Annotated in this window: 20 protein-coding genes; 6 read left to right on the top strand and 14 right to left on the bottom strand. The window is 66.5% G+C overall.

Features of this window, described 5'->3' with window-relative positions; all coding sequences use genetic code 11:
- Positions 1 to 75 precede the first annotated feature (75 nt).
- Together ACLJEU_RS17070 and ACLJEU_RS17075 are read right to left on the bottom strand one after the other, a co-directional pair.
- On the bottom strand, positions 76 to 1,284 hold the full coding sequence (locus ACLJEU_RS17070; protein ID WP_414660305.1) for a sialidase family protein: 1,209 nt from the start codon (positions 1,282 to 1,284) through the stop codon (positions 76 to 78).
- Complete coding sequence (locus ACLJEU_RS17075) at positions 1,281 to 2,420, bottom strand: sialidase family protein (RefSeq protein WP_414660304.1); 1,140 nt, start codon at positions 2,418 to 2,420, stop codon at positions 1,281 to 1,283. The genes ACLJEU_RS17070 and ACLJEU_RS17075 overlap by 4 nt, the downstream gene beginning before the upstream one ends.
- 344 nt (positions 2,421 to 2,764) lie before the next feature.
- On the opposite strand from ACLJEU_RS17075, the gene ACLJEU_RS17080 reads away from it, so the two are divergent.
- Positions 2,765 to 3,652, top strand: a complete 888-nt coding sequence (locus ACLJEU_RS17080; protein ID WP_414660303.1) for an SMP-30/gluconolactonase/LRE family protein — start codon at positions 2,765 to 2,767, stop codon at positions 3,650 to 3,652.
- Between the two features lie 107 nt (positions 3,653 to 3,759).
- Here ACLJEU_RS17080 and ACLJEU_RS17085 read toward each other — a convergent pair whose 3' ends face one another.
- The 5 genes from ACLJEU_RS17085 to ACLJEU_RS17105 all read right to left on the bottom strand — a co-directional run bounded on the left by ACLJEU_RS17085 (position 3,760) and on the right by ACLJEU_RS17105 (position 13,765).
- On the bottom strand, positions 3,760 to 5,481 hold the full coding sequence (locus ACLJEU_RS17085) for a hypothetical protein (protein WP_414660302.1): 1,722 nt from the start codon (positions 5,479 to 5,481) through the stop codon (positions 3,760 to 3,762).
- Positions 5,478 to 7,712: a sialidase family protein gene (locus ACLJEU_RS17090; RefSeq protein ID WP_414660301.1), complete on the bottom strand. Its 2,235-nt coding sequence runs from the start codon at positions 7,710 to 7,712 to the stop codon at positions 5,478 to 5,480. Before ACLJEU_RS17090 ends, ACLJEU_RS17085 begins: the two co-directional genes overlap by 4 nt.
- On the bottom strand, positions 7,691 to 8,791 hold the full coding sequence (locus tag ACLJEU_RS17095; protein ID WP_414660300.1) for a sialidase family protein: 1,101 nt from the start codon (positions 8,789 to 8,791) through the stop codon (positions 7,691 to 7,693). Before ACLJEU_RS17095 ends, ACLJEU_RS17090 begins: the two co-directional genes overlap by 22 nt.
- A 172-nt stretch (positions 8,792 to 8,963) precedes the next feature.
- Entirely contained in the window at positions 8,964 to 12,020 is a 3,057-nt protein-coding gene (locus ACLJEU_RS17100; RefSeq protein WP_414660299.1) for a TonB-dependent receptor domain-containing protein, read from the bottom strand.
- The gene (locus tag ACLJEU_RS17105) at positions 12,017 to 13,765 is read right to left on the bottom strand and encodes a GDSL-type esterase/lipase family protein (protein ID WP_414660298.1); all 1,749 of its coding nucleotides are present in this window, start codon (positions 13,763 to 13,765) and stop codon (positions 12,017 to 12,019) included. The genes ACLJEU_RS17100 and ACLJEU_RS17105 overlap by 4 nt, the downstream gene beginning before the upstream one ends.
- A 382-nt stretch (positions 13,766 to 14,147) precedes the next feature.
- Between ACLJEU_RS17105 and ACLJEU_RS17110 the strand changes: the two genes are divergently transcribed.
- The 3 genes from ACLJEU_RS17110 to ACLJEU_RS17120 all read left to right on the top strand — a co-directional run bounded on the left by ACLJEU_RS17110 (position 14,148) and on the right by ACLJEU_RS17120 (position 17,175).
- Complete coding sequence (locus ACLJEU_RS17110) at positions 14,148 to 15,011, top strand: alpha/beta hydrolase (protein WP_414660297.1); 864 nt, start codon at positions 14,148 to 14,150, stop codon at positions 15,009 to 15,011.
- 176 nt (positions 15,012 to 15,187) lie between these two features.
- Positions 15,188 to 16,291, top strand: a complete 1,104-nt coding sequence (locus ACLJEU_RS17115; protein ID WP_414660296.1) for a substrate-binding domain-containing protein — start codon at positions 15,188 to 15,190, stop codon at positions 16,289 to 16,291.
- Positions 16,288 to 17,175, top strand: coding sequence for an aldo/keto reductase (locus ACLJEU_RS17120; RefSeq protein WP_414660295.1), 888 nt, complete (start codon positions 16,288 to 16,290; stop codon positions 17,173 to 17,175). Before ACLJEU_RS17115 ends, ACLJEU_RS17120 begins: the two co-directional genes overlap by 4 nt.
- A gap of 200 nt (positions 17,176 to 17,375) precedes the next feature.
- Here ACLJEU_RS17120 and ACLJEU_RS17125 read toward each other — a convergent pair whose 3' ends face one another.
- Both ACLJEU_RS17125 and ACLJEU_RS17130 read right to left on the bottom strand, forming a co-directional pair.
- Positions 17,376 to 18,923 (bottom strand): N,N-dimethylformamidase beta subunit family domain-containing protein, encoded by a 1,548-nt coding sequence (locus ACLJEU_RS17125; protein WP_414660294.1) that lies wholly within the window; start codon positions 18,921 to 18,923, stop codon positions 17,376 to 17,378.
- A gap of 38 nt (positions 18,924 to 18,961) precedes the next feature.
- Positions 18,962 to 19,615: a peptidylprolyl isomerase gene (locus ACLJEU_RS17130; protein ID WP_414660293.1), complete on the bottom strand. Its 654-nt coding sequence runs from the start codon at positions 19,613 to 19,615 to the stop codon at positions 18,962 to 18,964.
- A 111-nt stretch (positions 19,616 to 19,726) separates the two neighbouring features.
- Between ACLJEU_RS17130 and ACLJEU_RS17135 the strand changes: the two genes are divergently transcribed.
- Positions 19,727 to 20,506 (top strand): DUF5995 family protein, encoded by a 780-nt coding sequence (locus ACLJEU_RS17135; RefSeq protein ID WP_414660292.1) that lies wholly within the window; start codon positions 19,727 to 19,729, stop codon positions 20,504 to 20,506.
- 336 nt (positions 20,507 to 20,842) lie between these two features.
- Here the strand turns inward: ACLJEU_RS17135 and glgP are convergent, their stop codons facing one another.
- Positions 20,843 to 22,609, bottom strand: coding sequence for an alpha-glucan family phosphorylase (gene glgP, locus ACLJEU_RS17140; protein ID WP_414660291.1), 1,767 nt, complete (start codon positions 22,607 to 22,609; stop codon positions 20,843 to 20,845).
- Positions 22,610 to 22,939: 330 nt separating this feature from the next.
- Here glgP and ACLJEU_RS17145 point away from each other — a divergent pair, with 330 nt between their 5' ends.
- On the top strand, positions 22,940 to 23,320 hold the full coding sequence (locus ACLJEU_RS17145; protein WP_414660290.1) for a DUF2934 domain-containing protein: 381 nt from the start codon (positions 22,940 to 22,942) through the stop codon (positions 23,318 to 23,320).
- 202 nt (positions 23,321 to 23,522) lie between these two features.
- On the opposite strand, the gene ACLJEU_RS17150 is transcribed toward ACLJEU_RS17145, so the two are convergent.
- The 4 genes from ACLJEU_RS17150 to ACLJEU_RS17165 all read right to left on the bottom strand — a co-directional run bounded on the left by ACLJEU_RS17150 (position 23,523) and on the right by ACLJEU_RS17165 (position 26,104).
- Positions 23,523 to 24,119, bottom strand: a complete 597-nt coding sequence (locus tag ACLJEU_RS17150; protein ID WP_414660289.1) for a nitroreductase family protein — start codon at positions 24,117 to 24,119, stop codon at positions 23,523 to 23,525.
- Between the two features lie 11 nt (positions 24,120 to 24,130).
- Positions 24,131 to 25,132 carry a class I fructose-bisphosphate aldolase gene (locus tag ACLJEU_RS17155; protein WP_414660288.1) on the bottom strand — a complete coding sequence of 334 codons (1,002 nt, stop codon included), beginning with the start codon at positions 25,130 to 25,132 and terminating at the stop codon, positions 24,131 to 24,133.
- 14 nt (positions 25,133 to 25,146) lie between these two features.
- Positions 25,147 to 25,452, bottom strand: coding sequence for a hypothetical protein (locus tag ACLJEU_RS17160; RefSeq protein WP_414660287.1), 306 nt, complete (start codon positions 25,450 to 25,452; stop codon positions 25,147 to 25,149).
- Between the two features lie 184 nt (positions 25,453 to 25,636).
- Positions 25,637 to 26,104: a universal stress protein gene (locus ACLJEU_RS17165; RefSeq protein WP_414660286.1), complete on the bottom strand. Its 468-nt coding sequence runs from the start codon at positions 26,102 to 26,104 to the stop codon at positions 25,637 to 25,639.
- Positions 26,105 to 26,125 lie beyond the last annotated feature (21 nt).

A 26,125-nucleotide genomic window follows, 5' to 3' on the forward strand; every position in this document is an offset into this window, starting at 1 on the left:
CAAAAAACTAGGTGACGGCGGCACGGGCGGACGCAGTGGCAGGGACACTGTTTTTCGAATGTCCGTTAGAATTCATCAGCGCGGGTCGAGCCGCCACTTTGTCTGCCGCAGGCCGGCGAGGTGACTGTCGGCCGCAGCCTCATACCACACCGTGACCAGGCTGCCGTCAGCCAGCTGCGCGGTGCTCGGGTATCCATGATCCCAATTCGCCGCGTCGTCGGTCAGGATAAACTCCGCCGACCAGGAGCGGCCATGATCGCGGCTGAGTTTTGCCCGGATGCCAAACGGAGCCGTGCGCGAACCGTACGTGCTGATCAAGGTGTCGTCCTGCAGGCGGACGAGATGCGAGGGATAACCGTGGGCGACGAAACGCTGCGCCGACCACGTCCGGCCACCATCGCGCGACTCGGTCTGCAGGGTGCGTTGCGCTGTCCCGGTTGCCGTCTGCACTTTGTCGCGCACGTGTACAATCAACGTGCCGTCGCCCGCCTCGACCGAGTGCAGTTCGCCCGCGCGCGTCGGCAGATCGGCGAGGTGCGTCCAGGTCAGGCCGTCGTCGGTCGAGGCCCACGCGGCCGCCTTCTTTCCATCCGCCGCTGCATAAAAGACGCGACCATCCCGGAGCGAAATCGGCCCGTGCGGACAATAGCCCGGCGCCGCCGTACGCGCCGACCACGTCCGACCGCCATCGGTGGAACGCATCAGCCAGTACCCCACGTCGGCCTTGCGTTCGGCCTGGGTCGCGCCGATCTCCGCCGTTCGCCAGCGCGCCAACGTGCGATCAAGCGTACCGCCGTACACCTTCGCCAGCAGCCGTTCGGGCGCATTCAGGTGCTGCTGATACGCGACCGAGGTGAAAAACGTCGCGATCAACACGCCGCGCTTCGTCTCGAGCAGGCCTGAATCACGATCGTCCGTCAGGCTGTCCATGATTGTGCGCGGCCAGCTCCACGTTTCGCCGCCGTCAGTCGACGTCATGGTGTCGATCCGGCCGAACGGACAAACGTGATAATCGCGCCCGCCGGAATAGATCAGCGCGAGCGAGCCGTCCCGCCGCGCGGCCACCGTGGGCCAGCCGTGATAGTACTCAGGCTGGTGGCTGATGACCTTCGTGCTCGTCTTCTCGAACCGCACGATCCCGGGCGCGACCTGCATCGCGGCCACGTCGGCCGGCGAAGGCGACGCCACCGATCCGTTAATCGCGGACTCCTGGCCCGACACGATTACGGTGGCGAATGCGATCCATCCGCCCAGCCATTGCGCACGCGTGGCCGACGATTTCATCGCGCGGGAGCCTCCCAGATGGCCGCGCCCATGTGGTAACGCTCGTGATTCTCGACGCGCTTCGCGTAGTAAACCGTCACAATTTTGCCGTCGGGCCGCTGCACACTGCTCGGGTAACCGCAGTCCTGCTCGAGACTGTGAACGAGCCGCACGGGCGCGCTCCACGTCAGGCCTTCATCCGAGCTGAATTTCCCCAGCACGCCAAACTGACCGGCGATCCGGCTGCCGTAGCTCAGGAGGATCCGGCCGTCCTTCAAGCGCGCGAGGTGACCGTTGATTTCGTTTTTATCCGTCACGCGCCGCATGTCACCCCAGGTCGCACCGTCGTCGGTCGAACGAAAAATCTCCATCGCATCGATGCGCGCGGCCGCGAGCCAGTTGCGTCCACCCAGGTGGAAGATCGCCGTTTCGTTGTGCTTCGCGCCGATGACGGACGTCTGCCGCCACGTGCGCCCGTCGTCGTCACTGCGGAAATGCCACGCGCGCCAGCTCTTCGTGCGCGTGCTCGCCGCCGGATCGACAAACTCGCCGGCGTAACACGACACGTGCAGCGCCCCACCCTCGCCCACGAGGATCGGGCCAAAGGGAATGAACGGCATCCACCCGCGCTCGCCGTCGGGAAATTGTTTATGCTGCGTCCACGTGCGCCCCCCGTCGGCGGAACGACAGACCCAGATGGGCAGAACGGCGTCGCGGAACACGCCCTGCTTCGGCCGATCCGGCTGCTTCACATCCGTCCAGCCCGAACACAGCACGAGCAAATCGCCGTTGCGGGCCAGACCGGCGGCCACGTTCATGCGCACGGTCCTGGGATCGTTGGGCGCAGGATGGCCACGCTTCTCCCAGAACGCCCCGTCCTGGCTCGCCCACACCTCGACGTCGCCTTCCATCTGGCCGTGGCTCGGTCGATTGTGGATGACGGCCACAAACGTGCCGTCGGGCAACGTGACCAGCATCGGCCACGCGCAGACGTTATCGATGGCGATCACGCGGGTGATCGACGGCGGCAGCGCCACGTTCGAGGCCGCCACCATGGACGACTTGGCCGCCGGTGCGCCGGCGGCCGGCGGCAATCCCGCGGACAACGCGATCGCGGCGACAAGGGGAGCAAGGAAACGGGGTGGGGTCGACAGCATCGGGAGAAGTAAAAGCACCACGAGCGTCAGACGGCGGGACGTCGCGCGGCCGGCCACACCCCGACGCCCCGCGGTCGACGCCGCGACCGTTCAGGCCGAACGTGGGCAACGTGACTCCCGCACTGCTCGATGACGTGGGAACGAGACATGGAATCGGTCTTTCTGTATACACGTGAATCCCACCATTGCCATGTCAACCCCCGAATGGGAGGGTTCGCCGATTCGCGGGAGATCTCCGGCATGGTCCCACCTCAGCCGCAGTGCGGTTTTGGCTGGGCCGCGCCCCTGGATCCGTTACGGCTTCAACGCTCGCCGTCGCGCCTCGCGATCCGAACCCTTCCCTCATGTCCACCCGCTCCCGTGCTTCCGTTTTCCGATCCGTTCCCAGCATCCTCGGCGAAGGCGCTGTCTGGCATCCGTCGCGCCAATCGCTGTTCTGGGTCGATATCATGGGCCGGAAGATTTTGGAAACGACGCTCGGCCAGGACGCCACGCGCAGCCGGCCGGTGGAGGCGCTCGTCGGCGCCGTGATCCCCACGGCCGCGGGCGGGCTGCTCGCGCTCCTGCAGGACGGCGTGCACCGCGTTGACCTCGACACCGGGCGCACGACGTTTTTCACCCGGCCGGCGGAACACGATGCGACGCGTGTCCGTTTCAATGACGCGAAGTGCGATCCGCGCGGCCGCCTCTGGGCGGGCACAATGTCGCTCGACGAATCTCCGCGCCAGGGCGCGCTGTATCGCATCACGGCCGACGGCACGAGCCGCTGCATGCGCGAGCAGGTCTCGATTTCCAACGGCCTCGCCTGGTCGCTCGACGGCCGCACGCTCTATTATATCGATTCGCCCACGCGGGCGGTGCAGGCGTTCGATTTCGATCCTGACACCGGCGAACTCTCCCGGGCGCGGATCGCGATCGACCTGTCCCAGCAGCAGGGCTTTCCCGACGGCTGCACGATCGACGCCGAGGGCAAGCTGTGGATCGCATTCTGGGACGGCTGGTGCGTGATGCGCTGGGACCCGGTCAGTGCCCGGTTGCTGGATACGGTGCGGCTGCCCGTGAGCCAGGTCACGACGTGCACCTTCGGCGGACCGAAACTCGACACGCTCTTCATCACGACCGCCGCGTGCAAACTCACGGCCGATCAGCAAAAGGCCCAGCCCGAGGCGGGCTTCCTGTTCGCGGCGAACGTCGGCACGCACGGGCTCGCTGCTGATGCATTCGCCGGCTGATCGTGGCTACGAGCGCCAGCGAGTGGCGGAGCGTGACGGACATTGGCGGCGAATGCAGATCGGCCACTCGCTGGCGCTCGTAGCCACGGGGCCGGAAGCCGGCGGGCCTACGGCGGATTCAAGATCGTCGGCACCCGCAGCCAGAGTTTTTCGAGGTCGTTCTGAAAGTCGGTGCGCAGCTCGAAGTCGGTGATTTCGGTCGTGAATCCGGCACCGCTCACGGTCACGACCGCGCGGTTCTCACCGTTTGCCACCCACTCGGGTACCGGGACGGGAAAATGCAGATATACTTCGGCTGCGTCGCGGGGTTTCGGGGCGCTGCGCGTGATCGGTTGCGTCACGGCGCGCGTGCTCGCGGCTCCCGCGCGCTCCCCGAGGCCATGCCCGTTGAAGCTCACCGTGACCGTCGCGTCCGCGGGCAGGCCGCGCACTCCCAGCCGGATCTCGCAACCCTGCACGGGAAACGGCGACGGCGTCGGCGCCGCCGCCGGCAAGGTCAGACGCAACGTTCCGCCGGCATCCAGTTTCGCGGGCAGCTGCTTGCCGTAGGCATACGAGCCGGGGCCGTCGTTGTAGTAGCTCTTCGTCACCGCGAACACCTTCGCCTGGCCGGCAAGATTCTCCACCCGCGCGGCGTCACGAAAGACCCGATACAGGCGTTCGTCATGCGGCCGCGCGCTGCCGAAGGCATTGTAGAAATTGAACAGATAGAAACCGTCCACCCCGGCCGCACGATAACCGGCCACCGCGCCGCAGATTTCCTCGAGCGTGGCGTCGCGCGTGAGTTTGGCACCGGCGTAGCGATTCGGACCGGGCGAGGGAAACGGCAGCCGCCAGCTCGTGCGCGGATAAAGCGACGGATACACCTTCACGCCGGTACGACGGCCGAGAGCGACGAGGTCGGCGATCGGCATGTCACCCGCGAGCGTCATGATCTGGGCGGGCGAGACGAGATCGACCAGCCCCTCCTCCATCCAGCGCTCCACCTCGAGCCCGGCCGTGCGGCAGTCCGCGAGTGATGGCGGCACGCGCACGAACAGGTGGAGCGGGCGTTTCACCTCGGCGGCCAGCTGGTCGAGGCGTATCCGGACTTTCCTGATCAGCGCGGTGATCAGCGGCGCCCCGGCTTCCGCCCGTCCTTGCGGGAAGAACACCTGGAAGCGGTTGAAATCGAGTTCAAAGCCGTCGACGAGATCGCGGTTGCGCTCCAGCGCCTCGACCACCGTGTCGTACCGCAGCTGCCGCACGGCCTCATGCGTGTAATCGAGCAGATTGCCGTAGGCTTTCTGGAACACCAGCGGCGAGTCCTTGATGATGTAGCGCTCGCGGTGCTTGAACCAAAATTCGCTCGTCATCGCGTGCTGGTCCGGATTGGCCATGAAGTGCGCGTCGTTCATGCGGAGGCTGGGAATGAAACGCAGCCCGAGACGTTTCGCCTCCTCCCCTGCCGTGCGAACCGCGTCTGCACCTTGCGCGAGGCAGACGCGGGCGTTCTCCATCCGCTTTTCCATCAGCGAGCCGGGCGTCTCGTCAGGCGATTTGCGCCAGCCCACCGGACTCGCCACCTTCGTGTTGTAGTAGAGCAGGTCGCCACCCATCCCGAGGCAGTAGACGAACGTCTTCACCGGCGTGTCCGCCAGCGCCGAGACATTCGCCCGGAGCAGCGCCTCGGATTGCGCGCGATCCGGCACGACAAACGCCAGATCCGCATCGTCGTTGAACACGACGCCGAAGTCAGGCCGCACCCGGGCGGCCGGCTCCGCGGCGCGCAGGCCGACCGCCAACGCCACTAACACGGCAAACAGCGTGTGAGTGAAAACGCGCTTCATGGGAGTGCGTGCATCGCGGCACCGGCAATGAGCACGCTGCCCTGCTCCGTCGCGGCGCGAAACTCGATGCGCAGATAGTTCACGCCGAACTGCGCGGGGCGCAGCGCGGGCATAGCGCCCATCGGTTTGCCGTCGAGGTTGAGTTCGACCGCCCCCGCCGCGTTCGCCGCCCGCCAGCGCAGCGTGAGATCGTGCCAGCGGCCATCAGCGAGGCCGGAAAGTTTTTCCAATGGGATCGCGGCAACGCCATTCGCGGCGGCGGCGCGGTCGTCGATCCGGTTGAAGTGATCGGACAGCGCGAACTGCAGCGAACTCACCTCGCGCGGCACGCGCATGCGCAACCGGATCTCGCCTGTGTCGGCCGACGGAAAATTCCATAGCGCGCCGTTCAGTCCCGAGGCCTCCAGCGGGATCGCGAGGGCGCGGGCACCGTCGTCCATGATGGTGACGCCCAGCCCGTGGCCGCCGTATTGCGTCCACTCGACGGGACCGACGGTGAGATCATTCGTTGCTCCCGGCTCTTCCAACCACGCGGGGTCGAACATCACCACGGCGCGCTTACCCTCGCCCTGACCGCTGACCACCACAACCTTCCCGGCGGCATTCTCCGCGAGCGAGGCGTACGACGTGCCGCGATCGCCCCCGCTGACGACATCCGTCTCGTGCAGGATCTCGCGAAACCCGTGCCACGTCCGGCCCTCGTCGCGACTGATCGCCGCGTGCAGCACCTCCCGCCCGCCCATCGCGTAACTGCGCGGGTCAGACCAGTTCTGACACGCGTTCGTGAGCAGCACCATCCGGCCGTCCCGGAGGCGCAGCAGATCCGCCGGCGAATCCGACGAGATGAAGCCCGTGCGGACAAGTTGACTCCAGCGTTCGCCGTTGGCGGAAAATGATTGCCACAGCCGTCCACCGCGATCGCGGACCAGCATCCAGATCCGGCCATCGCGAAGTTCGATCAGCGCCGGTTCGATCGCGCCATAACGGGTGACGTTGGGCGTCCCGAGCACGAGGCTGAGCGTGTCCGGCGACTGCCGCCACGTCGCGCCCTGATCGTCGCTCCCATAGACAAACGTGTCGTTCCAGCCGCGGTCCGGCCCGCTCGCCGGCGGTTGTTCGCGTTCCGGAATCGCGCGGGCGACCGCCAGCAGCAGACGACCGGAATTGCGGAGCTGGATGAAGCCGTTGATCGAGCCCACGTAGCCCGGCACGACTTTGGTCGGCGGGGACCACTCCGCCCCGGCTGGACGGCGGGTGTGATACACCTCGTACAACCGGCCGCGGTAGCCGCCGGGACCGTCGCCGAGAATGTGATACACCGCGTGCATGCTGCCGTCGGCCGCCTCAAGCACGATGATCGCATAGTACGCGCGGCCGGGCAGACGAAACGCGATCTCGGGCGCGCCCCACGTCAGGCCGCCGTCCCGCGACCGGATGACGCTCACCGAGTCGCTCTCCGGCTTCGTGATTGCGTAGATTTCCAGCGTCCCATCGCGTCGGGCTACGATCGACGCCTCGTTGGTCGGCGCTTCGCGCACGATGACCGGGGCGAACACCGAGCGCAGGTCACGGGGCGCTGCCCGCAGCTGCAGGCCAAAGCGATTGCCGAACGGCTTCGCCGCCGCGACCGCGCCGAAGCGGCCCCGGATGGAGAACGTGTATAGCTGCACCTGTCCGACGTCCGGATCGATTCCAGCCACCTCCACCGGGCCCGCACTGCAGGGGCCGCGATGAACCGGCCGGCCATCGACCGCCACCGCGACGCTCGCGCCGACCCGCTCGATCACGAGCGAGAAACTCCGCCCCGGTTTGATCTCAGGCGCGGCAAATTCGATCGGCTGATCCGCGGCGCGAAAGAAACGCCCGCGCAGCTTCCACGTTTTCGCGCCGGCCGCGACGACCACCTCGCTACCGGCACCGACGACGATCAGGCTCTCCCGTCCAGCCCGCGGCAACGCCAGTTCGAGCTCCATGCGGAAATCACCCGCCTCCGGTGCGTTCTCCGCCAGCAGCCGGTGCCCGCGACCGGTGCCGATGAGAAACCCGCCCTGGTCCGCCTTCCATTCCGTCCCCGTGAAGCGGACGCGGGGCTTGGTCAGGTTCTCGGCGTTCGCCACAAACGTGATGTTCACGGGCGCTGACTCCGCGCCCGCCGCCACGACTGCCGCCCACGGCAGGAGCACCACGGAAAACAGTTGGCCCCAGCGCATCACGGCGGAGAACGAAACCACGCGAGCGGCACGCTCTTGAACTTGAGCGAGAGCAGTTTTCCGCCGCTCGGAAAGTGATAATAGCTCAGGAGCGCCCGGTCCTGCTGAAACGTGACACTCACGTACGCAAACGTGCAGGCAGGATCGGTCTCGATCAGCTGGCGCGGTCCCCACGTCACGCCTTCATCGCGCGAGATCATCGCCGCCAATGGCGTGCGCGCACCGCCGTGATTCGCCCCCAAAACGGTTTTCTCCGGATTGCTCCACGCCACGTTGGGATTCCACACGAGCAACCACTCGCCGGTGCCGGGCACCACCACCAGCGTCGAGGGCGATTCAGGCGCCTCGATGTTCCACGGCGCCGCCTCGGTCCAGGTGTCACCACCATCACTCGAAAACGACCGCCAGATGTGTCCCGTCTGCGTCCGGATGATCTGCATCACGCGGCCGTCCTTGAGTTCGATCAGGCCCGGTTCCATCGCCCCGCGTTTCGGCGCGCTGACCAGAGAGCGACTGCGCTTCCAGGTGCGCCCGTCATCGTCCGAGAAAAACACGCTGGTGCGGAAATCGTCGTTCTTGGTCCACACCTGTTTCGTGCTGGCAACCGGCGCGAGCAGCCGGCCGGAACGCAGCTGAAGCACGCGCGCGTTGTTCATCACGTGATAGCCGTCGTCGGCCGTCACCAGCACCGACGGCCCCCAGGTGCGCGTGTCGTCGGTCGATCGACGCACGTAGGCCTTCAAGTCGCTCAGCGAATTTTTCTGCAGGTAGAAAAACAGCACGTCGCCGCTGCGCGAACGCAGCAGGCTCGCCGACATCACGTTCGCGCGACCGGAATTTTCCTGCAGCACTCCCCGGTCCGTCCACGTGCGACCGCCATCGCGGGAGCGCGCCTGAGCAATTCGGGCCGGCGCATCGTCCCTCGAACCGCCGTAAAACTCCGCCCAGGCCGCGAGCAGCGTGCCGTCGCGCAGCACGAGGACGTCCGCCTCCGTGTGACGCGGGTTTTCCGCGGTGGCGGACGCGATGAACGAGGTGATGATTTCATCGGCCGCACGGACCGACGACGCGCCGCCGCCGAACGCGGTCAGCAGCAGCACGGCGGCGCAACGGATCGCGTCCGATCGCGCGGTCCGGCTGGCAGGGCGGCTTGTCCCGAAGCCGCCGCGCTCACCGTTACGGATTCCGTAGAGCGGCGCGTTGGGGACAACGCGCCCTACCTTATGCGATGGCTTCGGAGAGGAATTGGTCACGGCGCGAGGTGGGATGAGCTCAGAACTGCGAACGCAGTCCGACCGTCACGAGCGTACCGAAATTCTGATACGACTGTGGGCGCGTCCATTCCGGCGCGCTGCCGCCGGTGCGTTCCGTGCGCTTGTTGGCGCCGTTGAAATTCCGGGCGCCGCCGTAGACGGTGAAGTTTTTCAGGAAGCGGTATTCGATCGACCAGTCCTGGGTGATTTGGGGCGCGACATAGGAGCGCGTGCCCGGCGGCACGGTGGCGCTGGCGGCGACGAGCGCGCCGGAGACCTTGTACGCATAGGAGACGTTGAATTTGAACGAGAATGCCTTCCGCGCGTAGCTGAGGCCCCAGTTGATGTTCTTGTGCGCGAACGGCGTGAAGTCCTGCGCGTTCTGGCCCTCGACGCGCGAGATCGTCGCGTTCGCAAAGGTCGTGAAACCCTTCGACCACGGCGGCAGGAAGTACCAGGCTTGGCGCCAGCTCACCTCGTAGCCTTCGACCGACGCGTCGCCGCCGTTGGTTTTCGTGATGATCTCGTAGTCGAGATAATCGTCATCGAGGCCGAAGCTTTCGAGCTGCGCGAGCGTCGCGGGAGCGCGCACCTGCAGGAAGAAATTCTTGATGTCCTTCTTGAAAAGCCCGACCGAGATGACCGCGCCCTTCACCCCGTAGGCTTCGAGAGAGAGGTCGAAGTTGTCGGCGCTCCACGGCGCGAGCCCCGAATTCACAATCGTCGCCGTGCGCACCGCCGCGGCCGGATCGGATACCGTGATGCCCGGGATGACCTCGGCGAGCGAAGGGCGGCCCAGAGTCTTCGCGTAGGCCGCGCGGGCGACGAGGGTGTCGGTGATGTAGAACGTGCCGTTCAAGCTCGGATAGTAATCCGAGTAGCTGCGTTCTGCCTCGGCGCCGCGCTCGGTGTAACGCAGCCGCGCGAGGGCGAGCGCGTTTGTGGTCACCGGAATCAAACGGCCCGCCGCGTCGCGCAACAGATTGCCGTTGGCGTCCTGCTGGTACGTGGCCCGGACGTCGTCGAGCGAGCCGGCACCGTAGTCCTCGGTCTTCTCAAACCGCACGCCGCCCACCAGCCACAGCCGGTTCTCCAGGAACTTCACGTCCGTACGCACGTAGGCGGCGGAGATCGTCTCCTCGAAGAAACGCGAATTCGCCACGCCGGACTGATACGCCGCAGCTTCGTTGAGCACGAACCAGTCGGGGTGCGCCTTGTAGAGATCGTAGTACTTCACCGGGCTGACCCACTTGAGTTTCAGCGTCTCGTTAAAGAATGACTGGGGCGACAGCATGTCATTCGTCAGGTCGTGGCCGCCGGCGACACGGCTGACGCCCGTCGGCGGGGAAAACGTCCACGTCTTCGCGACCGAGGTGCGATCCTTGCGCTGACGGTTGATCGAGAACCCGGTCTTGACCGTAACCGGCATCGGCAGCGCAAACGAACGCGAGATGTTCGCGGCGAGGCTCTTCATGTCCGTCTTGATCATCTCGGGCTGGCTGACCGGCGCGCCGAGCGCGAGCTGGGCGTTGTCATAAGGATCGACCGTCAGACCGGCGCGATCCGTGACCTTCAGGCGCGGCGCATAACGCTCGTAAATGCCATCGAGGCCATCGGCGCGGACGATCAGATTGCCCAGCGAGGCCGTGCCGATCGTGCGGAAAAATCCGTGCTCGAGATCGACGCGCTCATCCCAGCTGCGGGAGTAGTTCGCGCTGGCGTCGATTTTGTAGAGCCGGCTTTCGTGCTGGTAACGCAGCACCGCCGAGGACGTGCCGCGGGTGCGATCGCCCCAGGTCACGGTCTGGCGCACGAGGTCGTTGCCGGCGGCCGCGCCCTGGGTGAACGTCGCACCGCCCGTGTTGCCGGCGCCCCACGCCACCGCGTAGATGTTCTGCCGGGTCGGCGTGTTGATCTGCACGTGCTCGACGTTCAGGCGGAGGGAGTTCTCGCGGTTGATCCGCCAGTCGAGCGTGGTTGAGGCGAGCTGCCGCTCGGTCGTCTGCAGGACGTTCTGAATCGTCGAAGTCGTCTGCACGCCGCGGATCATGTCCCACGTCGGCGAGTCGTAATCCATGTCATAGACCCGCAGCATGCTGCTCAGGTTGAGCGTGAACGCGAAGGCCTTGTTCACCGGCTGCGAGTAATTCAGGTCGAAGCCCGGCTGGATCGCGCGCTCGCTCGAGTAACGATCGCTGCCAACGCGCTGGTTGAAGCCCGGCGGCACGAGCCGGTTGTCGGAGTTGTAGGCAGCGTAGGTGTTGAGCCGCACCTGCCGGCGGGGATTGGAGAAGCCGCTCTTGCCGACGATGTTCACGGTGCCGCCGACGGCGTTGGCGGGGCGATCGGGCGTGGGCACCTTGGTGATCTCGATGCGATCGACACTGCCGGAGGAACTCGCCGCGAGGTCGAAATTACGATCGGCCGAGGGCGAGGAGACCTCGGCGCCGTCGATCATGAACACGACGCCACCGGCCGGCATGCCGCGGATCGAGGCGGTGGCCGCGGTCTGAGGACCGAAGACGATCGACATGCCGGGCGTGTACTTCAGGTACTCGCCGATGTTGCCGTCACCGAGGTCGCCGATCTCCTCGAGGACGACGACATTCTTGATGTTCGGCGAATACTTCTGCTCGTTCACCGCGGCGGCCTGCGCGCTGAGCGTGGTCGATTCCACGACGAAGTTTTCCAGTTTAACCACCGACGGATCGCCGGCCGTCGTCTGCGTGCGGGGCAGCGTCAGCTCGAAATCGCGTTTCGTGGCCGCACCGGCCGCGGCGCGCACCGTGGCGGATTGCGGCTCGAGTCCGGCATACGTCACCCGCAGCCGCACTTCGCCGGCCGCCACCCCGGGCAGTCGGAACTCGCCGTTCTCATTGGTGAACGCCTCGACCGTGGTGCCCTCGGCGGTGACGCGCGCGTTGTTGAGATAGACGCCGGTCGAGGCGTTGAGCACGCGGCCCTCGATGCTGGCCGTCGTCTGGGCATGCAAGGCGGGCAGCCCGAGCCCACCGAGGCAAAGCGCCGCGAAAGCAAGTGTACCGGCATTCATCAGCTGGCGAATCCACGTATTCATAAAGCGGTTTCGTGACGGCGCACCAGCGGCGCGAGCACCGGAACCATCCGGGCGGCGAGATCGCTGTGACCGTCGAAATTCGGATGGCAGCCGTCGGTCGTCCACGCCTGCAGCGCGCGTCCGCTCTCCTGGGCCGCAGCCCAGCCGGCAAAGTGATCGACGAGCGTCACCCCGCCCTCGCGCGCGACGCGCCGCGTGATTTCCATGTAACGGCCGAGCCGGACATTCGGATCCTCGCCGAGACCATTGCGCTTGTTCTGCTCGCCGAAGCGCGGCTCGGTCATCAGCACGACCTCAGTCTTCGCGGCCTGGAGCCGGCGAACGATTTCCCGGAGATTGTCCTCGAACTGGCGCTCGCTGAGCCGCGACGCCGTTTTACCCTCGTCGACCCAGCTGTCGTTGGTGCCGTACATCACGGTCACGAGGTGCGGACGCTGCGTGATGACGTCCCGCTCGAGTCGGACCAACGCCTGGTCCGTGCGTTCGCCGCCGATCCCAATGTTGTGCACCTGCACCCGCGCGCCCCGGCTGCGCAACGACGCCTGCGTGAGCGCGGCAAACGTTTGCGTCGGACTCACGCCCGGCCGTGATCCTTTCGTGATCGAGTCGCCGAGCAGAATCACGCGCGCGGCAGGACCGTCGAGCGGGCTACGGAGGGGCGTCACGAAGTCGGACTCGTTCAACGAGACACTGAGTTTACCCTGCATCGTGGAGATCCACAATTTTCCGGGCGCCACCTCGAACACGTACGGATAGGAAATCCAGTAGGCGCCCTCGCGTTGGCCCGCGGGGACGGGATTCACCGCGATAACCTGCGGGGGCGACCAGGTGAGGCCGTCGTTTTCCGAGAAGGCGATCGACAGCGCCTCGCGCCGGCCGAGACGTTTCACCGGATCGCGAAAGCGATTATAGAGCAGCACCACGCGGCCGCTCGCGAGCCGGTGCATCGTGCCGGGCGAGTCGCTGGCCTCGATCATCGACGGTGTGGGCGTGCTCCATTTCGCGCCATCCTTTGACGTAAGTTCGTAGAAGTAGCCGTGCGGCACGCGGAGGAGTAACTTCAGATCGCCGTTCGCTTTTTCCACCACCGTGCCCTCGAGCCCGCCGCCGTGCGTGGTGGTCCGGATGCCTGTCGTCGGATCGCGATAATTGCCGGCGTCGCCGAGGTCGATCGTGTCGCTCGCCTGCCACGTGCGGCCAAGATCGTCGGAGTAATAATTGATCGTCACGTGCCGGCCCGGATTCGCCGCCGCCTGCTGGCAGATCAGCAGCACGCGGCCCGTGCGCAGCTGAATCATCTGCCGCACCGCGCCACACCACCCGTCCTGGAGTTTAACCGGTTCGGCCCAGGTCCGGCCGTCGTCGCCACTCCGCGCCAGGTAGACCGGCAGCCGGCAGCCCTCCTGCGGACCACCCTTGGCGTCGTCCCACTTGAAGGCGCGCTCCTTCAGATTGAGAAACGCATACAGCAGCACGCCCTCCTTGGTGCGCAGCAGCGCGCGCTCGCCGCTGGCGTCGAATCGCGCGACATCGTAAATCGTCCGAGGGACCCAGGTCCGGCCTTCGTCGCGGGAGACCAGCGCGCCCTTCGCGTCGACGCCCCAGATCGAGCGGTCGCCGCCGCGGACGAACGGTCCCTGGTGGGGAAACGGCAGCGGTGCGACGTGCTCCTGCAGGCCAGGTTCGGCCCGCGCGGACAGCGCGAACAGCAGGACGACAAGCAGGCCTTGGAGCAGAGGGGGCACGGAGGGAGGATTGCGGGCGCTGGAGGGATAGCAATAAGCACGCCGCCAGACGCAAACTCTACCAACTGGTCACACCATATGCCAGGCGGTCCCGCATTGTGCTGCCGGCGTTCGGCAAGACGCTGAGCGACGGACTCGGCGCGAGCTGAAGGCGTACGGGAGCAAGATGCTCCCGCCACTTTTGAGCCGCGCTGCTTCCGCCACCGTTGAGCCGCGCGCTCATCCAGAGTTGCGGGAGCTTCCAGCTCCCGTCACGCCCCTCCGCTCACTCCAGCGCTGCGCGCCACCTGCGTTCCAGCGTTGCACCCGCCGCCACGCCGGGGAGAGAGTCCGGCACCCCGTCCCGCGTTCGGGCCGGGTGCAGCCTCCCCGCCTTCACCCCATGACTTCACGTTTGTTCGCGCTGTTGCTCGCAGTGACGCCGGCGTTCGCCGCCGATTCCAAACCCACGCTCGCCGCCAATCTTGCCTATGGCACCGCCCACGAACGCCAGGTGCTCGACGTCCACGCGCCCGCCGGCGCGAAGAACCTGCCCGTCGTTTTCTGGATCCACGGCGGCGGCTGGCAAACCGGCGACAAGACGAGCGTGCAGCTGAAGCCCGCCGCATTCACCGCGCGCGGTTTTGTTTTCGTATCCACGAACTACCGACTGCTGCCCGCCTTCGACATGGGCACGATCAACCGCGACCTGGCAAAATCGCTCCGCTGGGTCCACGAGAACATCGCGCGTCACGGCGGCGATCCGACCCGGGTCCTCGTCATGGGCCACTCTGCAGGCGCACAACTCGCCGCCCTGCTTTGCACCGACGACCGTTACCTGAAGGCTGAAGGCGTGCCGTTTTCGATCCTCAAAGGCTGCGTGCCGGTTGACGGCGACACCTTTGACGTCCCGGCCATCGTCGCCACCGGCGAGACCCGCCGCCGCCTGCACGGCCAGCCCGAGCCGAAGTTCGGCCACCGCGCCAAATTCGGGACCGACGACCAGCATCGCGATTATTCCGCGGTGACACACGTCGCGCCCAACAAGGGCATACCGCCGTTCCTCGTCCTGTACGTCGCCGACAATCCCGACACGACCGCGCAGGCCCAGCGCCTGACCGCGGTGCTGAAGGCCGCCGGTATCAGCGCGAAGGCCTTCGGCGCCCGGGAAACTCATCACACCGCGATCAACGCCAACCTCGGTGCGGACGGAGATCCTTCGACCAAGGAACTCTTCGCGTTCGTGACCGCGGCATTGAAGCCGTAAGCCGGGTGGATCCGGGTTGATCGGGACAGGGACAAGGACAAGGACCGCGACCGCCCTCGGTCGCCTCCGGCCCCGTGCGACCGAGGGCGGTCGCGGTCCCAGGGATTCCCTCCTTTCGACGCCGATCGGGATTGTTTCCGCGCCCCGAGTGCCGTCTTGTCCGGTGGTCGCACCTTATGACCAGTTCGCGCGGAGTCTTCGATCTTCCCCGACGCCTGTCGCTTTCCTTTCAGGCAGCGGAAGCCATCCGGCAGGCGATCGCCCGCGAAGTCTGGCCCGAATATTTGCCCAGTGAGCGCCGGCTTTGCGATCTGCTGCAGGTCAGCCGCCCCACGATTCGCACCGCGCTGCAACTGCTCGCGAAAGACAACGTCATCGCCATCCAGCAGGGCCGGCGCAACCGGATCATCACCCACCCGCGCGCCGTCCGCAGCCCGCAAAGCCGTCTCGTGGTCATCGTCTCCCACCAGCCGATCTCGCACACCACGCCCACCGCTTACCAGGGCATCAGCGAGATGCGCACGCACCTCGCCGAGCACGGCTTCACCACCGAGACCCTCGTGTGCCCGGGGCGCAACGCGAGCGCCCAGCGCCGCAAGCTCGAAGCGTTTGTCCGCGAGAATCCGGTGTTCTGCTGCGTGCTGATTTCCGTGAGCCGCGAACTGCAGCAATGGTTCGCCACCCACGCGATCCCCGCGCTGGTGCTCGGATCGTGTCACCCGGACGTCCGGCTGCCCTCGCTCGACATGGACTACCGCGCGGTCTGCCGGCACGCCGCCGGCATCTTCCGCAGCAAGGGGCACCGGCGGATCGCTTTCATCGTGCCCGACTCCGGCGTCGCCGGCGACCTTGTCAGCGAAGAGGGCTTTCTCGAAGGCACCGCGCCCCGCGCCGGCTCGGTGAAAGTGGACGCGAGTGTCGTCCGACACAACGGCACGGCGGCCGACCTCACGGCCCGGCTGGCGACGCTCTTTGCCGGGCCGCATCCGCCGACCGCGCTGCTGGTCGCGAAGCCGGTGCACACGCTCTCGGTCATCATCTTTCTCCTGCGTCGCGGCATCACCGTGCCGGATACGGTCTCGCTGATTTCGCGCGACCACGATCCCCTCTTTGAAAATGAACTCTCGCACTACGCCTTCCGCGGCGAATCGTTCGCGCACCGGCTTTCCCGCCTCATGCTGCAGATGGTGGGTCAGGGTTACCTGCCGGCCGAACCCAGCCTCATCTTCCCGCGCTTTGTCGGCGGCGAAACCGTGAAGCCCCTCGCCCCCGCCCGATGAGCACGCTCCCCATGATCTTCGGCCCGATTGGGCTCGGCTGCGTCACCTTCGGTCGCGAGATCGACGAGGCCGCGTCGTTCGCGTTGCTCGATCACGCCTGGGAGCGCGGTATCCGCTTTCTCGACACCGCGGCGGCGTACGGCGGCGGCGCCTCGGAGTCGATCGTCGGCGCCTGGCTGGCCGCCCGCCGCGCCCGGCCCGGCTCGCCCGTCGTGGCCACGAAACTCCTTCCGCCCTACACGCCCGCCACACTGGAGGCCGGACTGACCGCCAGCCTGGGACGTCTGCGGCTGGCGTCGGTCGACGTCCTGTATCTACATCGCTGGGACAGCACGGCCACGGAGCCCGCCACCCTGCGCGCGCTCGATGAGTTCGTCCGCAGCGGCCGCGTCGGGCGTCTCGGGCTCAGCAACGTCACGGCGGAACAGCTTGCGCCCCTCCTGCAGCTGCAGGCCGAGCTCGGTCTGTCGACGTTTCGCGTGGTGCAGAACAATCACAACCTGGCGGTGCGCGACGTCGACGCCGCGATGCTCAAGCTCGCCGCGTGGCACGAGTTCGCCGTCGTGACCTACAGCCCGCTGGCCGCCGGATTTCTCACCGGCAAACACCAGGGCGGCGCCGCCGCCGGCACGCGCTTCGAACTTATTCCCGGTCACCAGAAAGTCTACTTCCACGACGAGGCGTTTCGCCGGCTCGCGCACTTGCAGGCGGTGGCGGCCCGCACAGGCCACGCGCCGACGCACCTCGCGCTGGCATGGGCGCTGCACCAACCCGGCATCGCCACGGTGCTCGTCGGCGGCCGCACGCCCGCGCATCTCGAACAGGCCTTCGCGGCGCTGCAGTTCGACGATCCCGCGCTGTTCGCCGAACTCTCCTCCTCGTAGTGGAGTGGATTGCCGGCGACGCAGCCTCAGCTTGAGACAGGCGTTTGCCCGCGAATCACGCGAATGGACGCGAAAAGGGGAAAGAAAACCCAGCTTCCTGCCTGCAGTGACAGCGTGAGGGAGACTGAGCGGATTTGACTCCCTTCCGATATTCGCGTCCATCCGCGTGATTCGCGGGCGCCGCCTGGTTTCAGCTCACTTCAGCGCAACGCCCGCTCGAGGAGATTGGTCATCATCCGTTGCACGCGTTCGTCGGGGCCGTGCGGGCGGCTCCAGTGCGACCAGGGCAGGACGTGGCCCGGCGGCGTCGACATCGCCTGCGCCCACCAGATCGTGGCGGCGTTGAACACGAAGTTGCCCTTGGGTCCGGGATAAATCGTCGCCGTCCACTCCTGCGGGCGCACGCCGCCAACCCAGGCTTTGCCTGCGGCCACGATTTCCAGGCCCGGAATTTCGGTCGCGGGCTGACCGTGATACTCCCAGCCGATCAGCCCCGGAATGTGCTCTCCGGCCTTCATGCCGGTGCCGGCGAAGATCCAGTTGTCCGGCTTCACGCAGGTCCAGTCGCCACCGCCGTTGACCGGTTCGACGTTGCGCGCGCCCATGAGCAGCCCCTCGTCCGGCCCGTGGTGTGGAAACGGCCCGTTGAGCTTCTGCCGATTCTTCGCGTACTCGTTCTCACCGCCATAGGGACCGCCGCGAAACATGATGCGGTTCGGCCGGCCGTCCGCACTTTCCCGATACGGCGTCACCCAGCAAACGGAATTGCCGGAGAGGAACATCAGGTTGACCCCGGCGTCGCGCATGGTCTCGACGCTGCGGAACTGCCGAATGTCCCAGTACTCGTCATGGCCGACGCTAAGGAACGACTTGCACTTCAACCCGCGTTCGGGCGTCAGCATGTCGCTGTTGGAACAGTAGCTCACATCGTAGCCCTGCTGCTCGAGCCAGTACGCGAGCGGAAACTCGAAGCACAGCCATTCGCCCGAACCAACCGTGAGCGGGTCGTTCACGACCCCGTTCCATTGGGCCTCGCGGCCATAGGGGCGATCGAAGCTCACATCCGCCCACGGGCCCTGGTTGCCCTTCGGATGCGTGTAGACCGAGTAGTTGTTCGGCCAGCGATTGTACGCCTGCCAGGTGTTGTCGCTGCATTGAAAAAGGATGTCCGCCGGCCGCTCGTCGCGCACGATGAACACGACGTAGCTCTGCCAGTAGGGCTCGGCCGCCGCCTCGGGCAGGGTCGTCATGCGCCCGAGATAAACGCCGCTCGGCCAGTCAGCCGGGATCTTCAGCGTGGTCGCGGGCGTCCAGCGGCACTCGTGCAGATTCTTTGTGCCCGGCTTCGGTGTGGGCTGCGTGACGCCTTGCAGCGGCCCCAGCTCCATCATCTTGCGCGCACCGCGGCCGCCGTAGTAACCGGTGCGAAAAATCTCCAACCGGAACTTTCGCGCGGGTTCGGCCGACACCATGATGTCGATCGATTCGCCCGCGAGCACGCTCTGCTTAGAACAGTAGCCCTCAATCCACGGCGAACGAAACCCGTCCTTGTCCACCCGCACCCGCGTGAGCTGCCAGTCCCGCGAACCCTCGCGCGCATTTTCCGCGGCGATGAGTGAACGGCGCGGTCCGGGCGTCGTCGGACCGATTGCCTGGCAACCGGCCACGGCACTCACGAGCGCCGCGGACGCACCCGTGTGCAGAAATTCGCGACGCGTCAGGGGACCCGGTGAGTCAGGGGAGGACATAGAAAAGTGAAGCCGGACGAGCGACCACCGCGGGCCGGCTAGGGCTTGATTCTGACTTTTCGCATCACCGGCGGCGTGACGGGCTTCGTGTTGCCGCCTTCAGCGCCCCGCTGCGTCGGCAATTCGGCAATCGCATCGACGACCTCCAGCCCCGCCACCACGCGGCCGAAGATCGTGTAACTCGGCGCCATGGGGTAATCGCGGTGTAGGATGAAGAACTGGCTGCCGTTGGTGTTCGGGCCGGCGTTCGCCATCGCGACGATGCCGTGTTTGTACCCCAGTCCGCGCGCGTAGAGCGGCGAGTCGCGCTTGATCTCGTCGTTGAACTTGCCGCCCCACGCACTTTCGCCGCCGCGACCGTCGCCCTGCGGATCGCCGCCCTGAATCATGAAGCCCTTGACGATGCGGTGAAACGTCAGGCCGTCGTAATAGCCGCGCTCCGCGAGCAGGCGGAAATTCTCGACCGTTTTCGGCGCCTCGCCCGGCAACAACTCGATCTCGATCGTGCCCCGATCTGTCTCGATCACGGCCACCACGGGCGCCGGCGGCGGCAGGTTGCCCGCGGCGGTCTTGGCCGCATCGCCGCCGGTCCGTCCGCAACCCGCCACTACCACCAGCAGCATGGCCGCCAGGCCAAGTCGGAGTCCGGCTTGGAATCGGCCGGCGCACTCACGGAGGAAAACGTGCGACATGCTGCAGTTCTCCCCGCTTCAAGAGGTGAGTCAAGTGGTCAGCGTCCGACGACGCCCCCGCAACGAAAGTTTGCGGCCGGAGTCGGGACGGTGAACATCGCCGCCACCCGCATGCCCTCCCGCGCTCCTGCCCGCACCCGCCGCATTGCCGACGTCATCGCCCAGCTGGACGACATCATCGCCTGGTCGATGGCCGAACGCAGCCGGCTCGGCTTCTTCGCCACGCTCTATCGCAACGTGACCATCAAGGTCGGCGAAGGGATTGCGCAGGGTCGCTTCGACGACGGCCCGCGGATGGAGCGGCTCGACGTCATCTTTGCCGACCGCTACGTGGAGGCGTTCGATCGCTATCATCGGCACGAGACGACGAGCCGGTGCTGGGAGGTGGCCTTCGCCGCCGCCGCGCAACGCCGGCCGGTCATCGTGCAGCACCTGCTGCTGGGCATGAACGCGCACATCAACTTCGACCTCGGCATCGCCGTGGCCGAGGCCAGCCGCGGGCAGCCGCTCTCGGCCCTGCGCCGCGACTTTGATCGGATCAACGACATCCTGATGGAAGCCGTACCCAACGTCATCCGGCAGATCGGTAGTCTCTCGCCGCTGATCGGCCACCTCGAGCGCATCAACCCCGACACGGATCACACGCTGATTAACTTCAGCCTGGTCAAGGCGCGCGCGTTTGCGTGGCAGCTCGGTGAGGAACTCACGACGCTTCGTCCGGCGCAATGGCCACGACGGCTTGCCGTGGCTGATCACTACGTCACCGCACTGGGCAACCTGCTCGAACGCCCGCCGAGCCTGACCGCCCGCGCCACCCTCACGGCGATCCGGGCGAGCGAAAGCGGCAACGTGCAGGAAATCATCGGCGAACTGGAACGCACGAGCCCGTGAGCACGCGGCGCGGACCGATGCGCTCGACGGGCGCGCCGCGCCGCAGCCACTCCGGCAGCGCGGGGCTTTCAACCGCAGCCCACTCGCGTTGCAGGCGACAGGAAGCGGGACCGGACAGCTGAATCAAACCGTAGCGAATGCGGCGTAGAAGTTTCATGCCGTGACCCTACTCCACCCCGTGGGACATTCGCTGTCCCACCCGGTGATGCCCGTGAACTTTCCGCTCCAACGGAACCACTCGGCCTCCCGCGAATCACGCGAATGAACGCAAATGCGCCCGGTTTTCATTGGCGTTCATTCGCGTGATTCGCGGGATGCCTGCTATCGGATTTCGCCTCACTCAGCGTAAGCCTTCAACACGTACTGCTGCACCATCCGCTGCGTGTTGAAGAACGATCCGTTCAAGGCGATGCACGTGCGCATCACCTCCAAGTAACGCGCCCGCTCGCGATAGTAGAGCGGCGCCACGACGTGCTCGAGCTGATCATACAATGAGGCGGCGTCGCGGGCGGTGCGATCCGCCGCCGGTGCCGCACTGATCTGATGATCGCCGATCGACCAGCCGGTCACGCCCTCGATGCAGCCCTCCAGCCACCAGCCATCGAGCACACTGAGGCTTGGGACGCCGTTGAGCGCCGCTTTCATTCCGCTCGTGCCCGAGGCCTCGAGCGGCGGCAGCGGGGTGTTGAGCCAGACGTCCACGCCGGCGGTCATGAGCTGCGCGATCCCCATGTCGTAGTTTTCCAAGTACACGACCCGGATGCGGTCGCCCAGGGCGTCGCGCAGGCGGAGGATACGCTGAATGATCTCCTTGCCGCCGGAGTCGTTGGGATGCGCCTTGCCGCCGGAGATAATCTGCAAAACGCCCACGCGGGCGGCGATGGCCTGGAGCCGCGGCGGATCGGTGAAGATGAGGTCCGGCCGCTTGTACGGCGTCGACCGGCGCGCAAAGCCCAGCGTCAGCAACTGCGGATCGAGCTCCACGCGCGTGGCGGCGCGCACGGCGGCGATCAGTTTCTCCTTCGCCGCGAGATGCGCGGTCCACAGCTCGGGCGTGGGAATGCTCAGGGCGTAGCGCAGGCTGTAATTGTCCGCGCGCCAGCCGGGAATGTGGCGATCGAACACCTGCTGGAAGGCGGGCGAAGTCCACGTGGCCGCATGCACGCCGTTGGAAATCGCGTCGACCTGGTATTTCCCGAACATCTGGCGCGACACCTCCGCGTGCCGCATCGCCACGCCATTCACATAGTGACTGAGGTTGAGGGCGAGATGGGTGAGATTGAGCGTGTTGCCCCGGCTGAAGAGGTTGCTCAGGTCAGCCTCGGGCCGCTCCAGCTGCACGACCCGCCGGACGAGATCCGCGCAGAACACGTCGCGCAGATCGATCACCCCCACACGCGGCCCGAATACCTGCCCGACCAGATCCATCGCGAACTGATCGTGACCCGCGGCCACGGGCGTGTGGGTCGTGAACACGCAGCGGGCCTTGACCGCGTCGATGTCCTCGCCGGTAACGCGGGTGCGCCCGTGCTGCTTCGCCTCCTCGTGCAGCAGCTCGAGTGTGAGCAGGCTCGCGTGCCCCTCGTTGAGGTGGAAACGCTGGACGTTTTCGCAGCCGAGCGCGCGCATCATCCGGACGCCGCCGATCCCGAGCACGATTTCCTGGCAGAGGCGGTAGTACGCGTCGCCGCCGTAGAGGAAGTGCGCGAGCGTCCGATCCCACGAGGCGTTTTCCGGCAGATCCGTATCGAGGAGAAACACCGGGACCTGGGCGCCGCCGAGGCCCGTCAGCTGGTAACGCCACGCCCGGAGCGCCACCGTGCGGTGCTCGATCTGCACCGTGACGCGCGCCGGCATTTCCGTGAGATATTTTTCCACGGGCCACTCCGCCGGCACCTCGTGCTGCCAGCCCGAGGAATCGAAGCGCTGCGTCAGATAGCCGTGACGGTGCAGCAGCGTGACCGCGAGGACGGGCACGGCCAGATCCGCGCACGAACGCAACATATCGCCCGCCAGGATACCGAGCCCGCCCGCATAGGTCGGCATCGCGGGATCAAGCGCGATCTCCATCGAGAAATAAGCCACCGTGCGGTTCGCAGGCATCGAGAGTCCGGATACGGCGCGCCCAGGCGGCCGTCCGGCACGCGCACCTTACTGCGAAGCGACCCAGGCGACGCCGCATTTTTTGGGAATTAGTGCGCTCCAGACGGCGCGCCCGCGAATAACGCCAATGGACGCGAACCAGACCACAGCGAAGGGAGCGGACTCATCCCATCTTGCCGCTGAAATTCGCGCCGGTTCGCGTCATTCGCGGGCACTGCCAGGGCGCCGGCCGCACGGCCAATATCCGCCCCATCTACGGCAAGGAATGACGAGGCGTTTTCGCCGCCGGGCTTACTGTAAGTGAAGATTCATCAACCCCGATCACCGATCATGAAAACAAACCCAGTCCCGGCCCCTGACACCACAGAGCTCACGGCCAACTCCATCCGGCTTCGCGCCTACTACCGCTGGCTCGACCGTGGCTGCCCGGAGGGCAATGACTGGCAGGACTGGTTTGCCGCCGAGGCTGAACTCAAACAGGCGCCGTCAGAGGAAGAAGGCGACGAGGCGGCTCCGGCGGGAGCGGCGTCGGCGCACTTCTCGATCAAGGAAACGCTCGCCGCCCACCTCAGCGATCCGCTGCATCGTTTCCACTCGCCGGGCACGGCCCACGACAATCGCACGAATGTCCTCGATTCCGGTGCCCGCCAGCGCGTGCGCGCACGCCAGTTCGGCGGCTCGCGTCAGGCGCAGCGCCGCGAAGGATCGTAAGCGTCAAAAGAGCCCCCACGGGAGCGCCCCCCGGGAGCGCCGGCGTCCCGCCGGCTTCAGGCGGAGCGGACGAGGGCGTCCGCGGTCCCAGCCGATCCGCCAATCCCGGCCAATCCATCGCGCCCAGCCGATCCCTCGGTCTGGGCCGATCCCCGTCTCCGACGAGGCTCCGGTTTCATTCGACCCACTTCACCGCGGTGCGTCAGGACGTTTCCCACACCCAGTTCGCCACATCGGGCTCCTCGCGGGGCGTCGGTGCGACGGGTCCCGCGGGATAGCCGAGCACAACCGGAAACACGGCGACCCAGTGATCGGGCACGCCCAGCTCGCGTTTGATTTCGGGCAGATCAAGCCACGGCCGCGCAAAACCAATCGGACACGTCCCGAGCCCCTGCCCGTAAGCGGCGAGCATCAGGTTCTCCGCGGCGAGGCAGCAGTCCTCCGTCGGATGCAGGCGGCCTCGCTTCGAGTAGATGACCACGAGCGTGTCCGCACCGTGAAGGATATCGTAGTGCGGATCCTCGTACAGGTCGCTGCGTGAATGCACCTCGAAGCTCGTCGGATACGTGGCGACGAGAAACGCTTTCACGCGCTGACTGTAATCCGCGAGCCGGGTGCGACCGTGAATCACGACGAAGCCCCACGGCTGCTGGTTCAAGGCGCTGGGCGCCTGGACGGCGGCGACGAGCAGTTGCTCGACGGAGTCGGGCTCGGTTTCGCGGGCGCTGAACTCGCGGACCGCCCGGCGGTGAAAAATCGCGTCGGTGAGACCGACGTCAGTGACAAGCGAGGGGTTCATGCGGCTCTTACCTACATTCCGGCGGTGTATTGACCGAAGCGGGCGGCGGAGTTGCAGCGCGCCCGGTGCAGCAGGGCCGCCTGTCCGGCCGCGACCGATCCGTCGGCCCACGCGCGCAGGGCCGGGGCCTGCAGCGCGCGACCGAACGAGAAACTCAATTCCCACGGTTTGTGCTCGAGCCGGTTCAACGCATCGAGGTGCTCGGTCGATCGCACGTCGGTCTGACCGCCGGAAAGAAACACGATGCCCGGCACCGCCGGCGGCACGGTATGCCACAGGCAACGCTCCGTCGCCTGCACGACGTCGGTCACTGACGCCTGCTCGGGACAGGTCGTGCCGGGCAGAATCATGTTCACCTTGAGCAGCACGGCCTCGAGCCGCACGCCCTGCTCGGCCAGTTCGCGGAACACCAGTTGCAACATCGTCTCCGTCGCGGCGCCGTGTTGCGCAATCGAGTGGTCGCCGTCCATCAGCACCTCCGGCTCCACCACGGGAACGAGGCCTGCCTCCTGGCTCAACGCCGCGAACCGCGCCAGCGCGTGGGCGTTCGCCTGCAGATTCGTGCGGGTCGGCCGCTGCGGTCCGGGCGTCAACACCGCCCGCCACTTGGTGAAGCGCGCGCCCAGTTGCGCGTACTCCGCGAGGCGTTCGCGCAGGCCATCGAGCCCCTCGGTGATCTTTTCTCCGGGAAATCCAGCCATCGCCTTCGCGCCCCGGTCGACCTTGATGCCGGGAATGAGTCCCTGCCGGCCGAGCACCTCGATCATCGAAGCACCATCGGTGGATTTCTGACGGATCGTCTCGTCGTAAAGAATGACGCCGCTGATGAACGCCCACAGTCCGGGCGTGGTGAACAACATCTCGCGATACGCCCGGCGGGTGTCGCCGGTGCTCGCGATGCCGACGCCCTTGAAGCGCTGCTCGATCGTCGGGCCGCTTTCGTCGGCCGCCAGAATCCCTTTGCCCGGAGCCACCAGCTCGAGGGCCGTCGCTTCCATTGCCGCGGTGTTCATGATTTTCCTTTCTGTTACCTCACGTCGTCGGGCTCCGGATTTTCCTTCGCCCGTTTTTCCTCCGGCCACCGCGCGATCATGCATTCGGTGGTCAACGCCAGGCCGGCGATCGACGCGGCAGGCTGCAGCGCAATCCGCGTGACCTTGCCGGGGTCGCGCGCACCGGTCTGCACCCTGTCGCCATACGGGTTAGTCAGCGCATCGCAGCCGAAGTTACCGGGGCCATCGACAATTCGATTCAACCCCACCGACAGATCCGCACTTTGGGTCCGAGAGGTGACGCGTACCGCCTGGCGGAAGAGGAATTGTTTCTCAGCCATGGGGACATCCTCCGGTTGGGAGCCTGGCGGACCCCGCTTCACGCGCGATCAGGCGCGTTCCGCCGCAGCCCTCGTATGAACGGAACGTAGCACCGTCGTCCCCCACCCGCTCCGCTCTCCTTGCTCTTTCCTCAGCAGAATTTGCCGGCAGCTCATGCCGGCGCAGGAAGCTGCCGGGCGGGCGTCAACGCCGGCGGATCGCCCCGGCCTTTTCCGTGCGCTGCGAGGGCACGACCATGACCGGACACGTCGCACGCTTCAACAACCCGCTCGCGGTGCTGCCGACCACGAGATCGTAGAACGCGGTGTGGCCATGCGAACCGATAACGATGTAACTGGCGCCGATCCGCTGCGCGCAGGCGAGAATCAGCGGCACGGGAAAACCCTGCTCGCACACCGTCTCCACCGTGATCCCGCGCTTCATCAGGTTGCGCTGCCAGCGCTGCAGATGCAGGCGCGCGCGACGCTCGACTTCCGCGGTGAACTGGAGCGCCTCGCCCACGAGCGGCGCGAGATCGGTCACGACGCTCGGCGGCTGCACGGCGTGCATCAGCACGAGCCGGGCGTTGATCGTGCGCGCGATCTCGATCGCCTCGTCGACCACGCGACGGCTGACACGGGAAAAATCGACGGGAGCGAGGATGGCTTTCATGCGTTGGCTGGGGTTCGGGGA

This window comes from Terrisphaera buseokensis (assembly GCF_047521145.2).
GTDB lineage: Bacteria > Verrucomicrobiota > Verrucomicrobiia > Opitutales > Opitutaceae > ER46.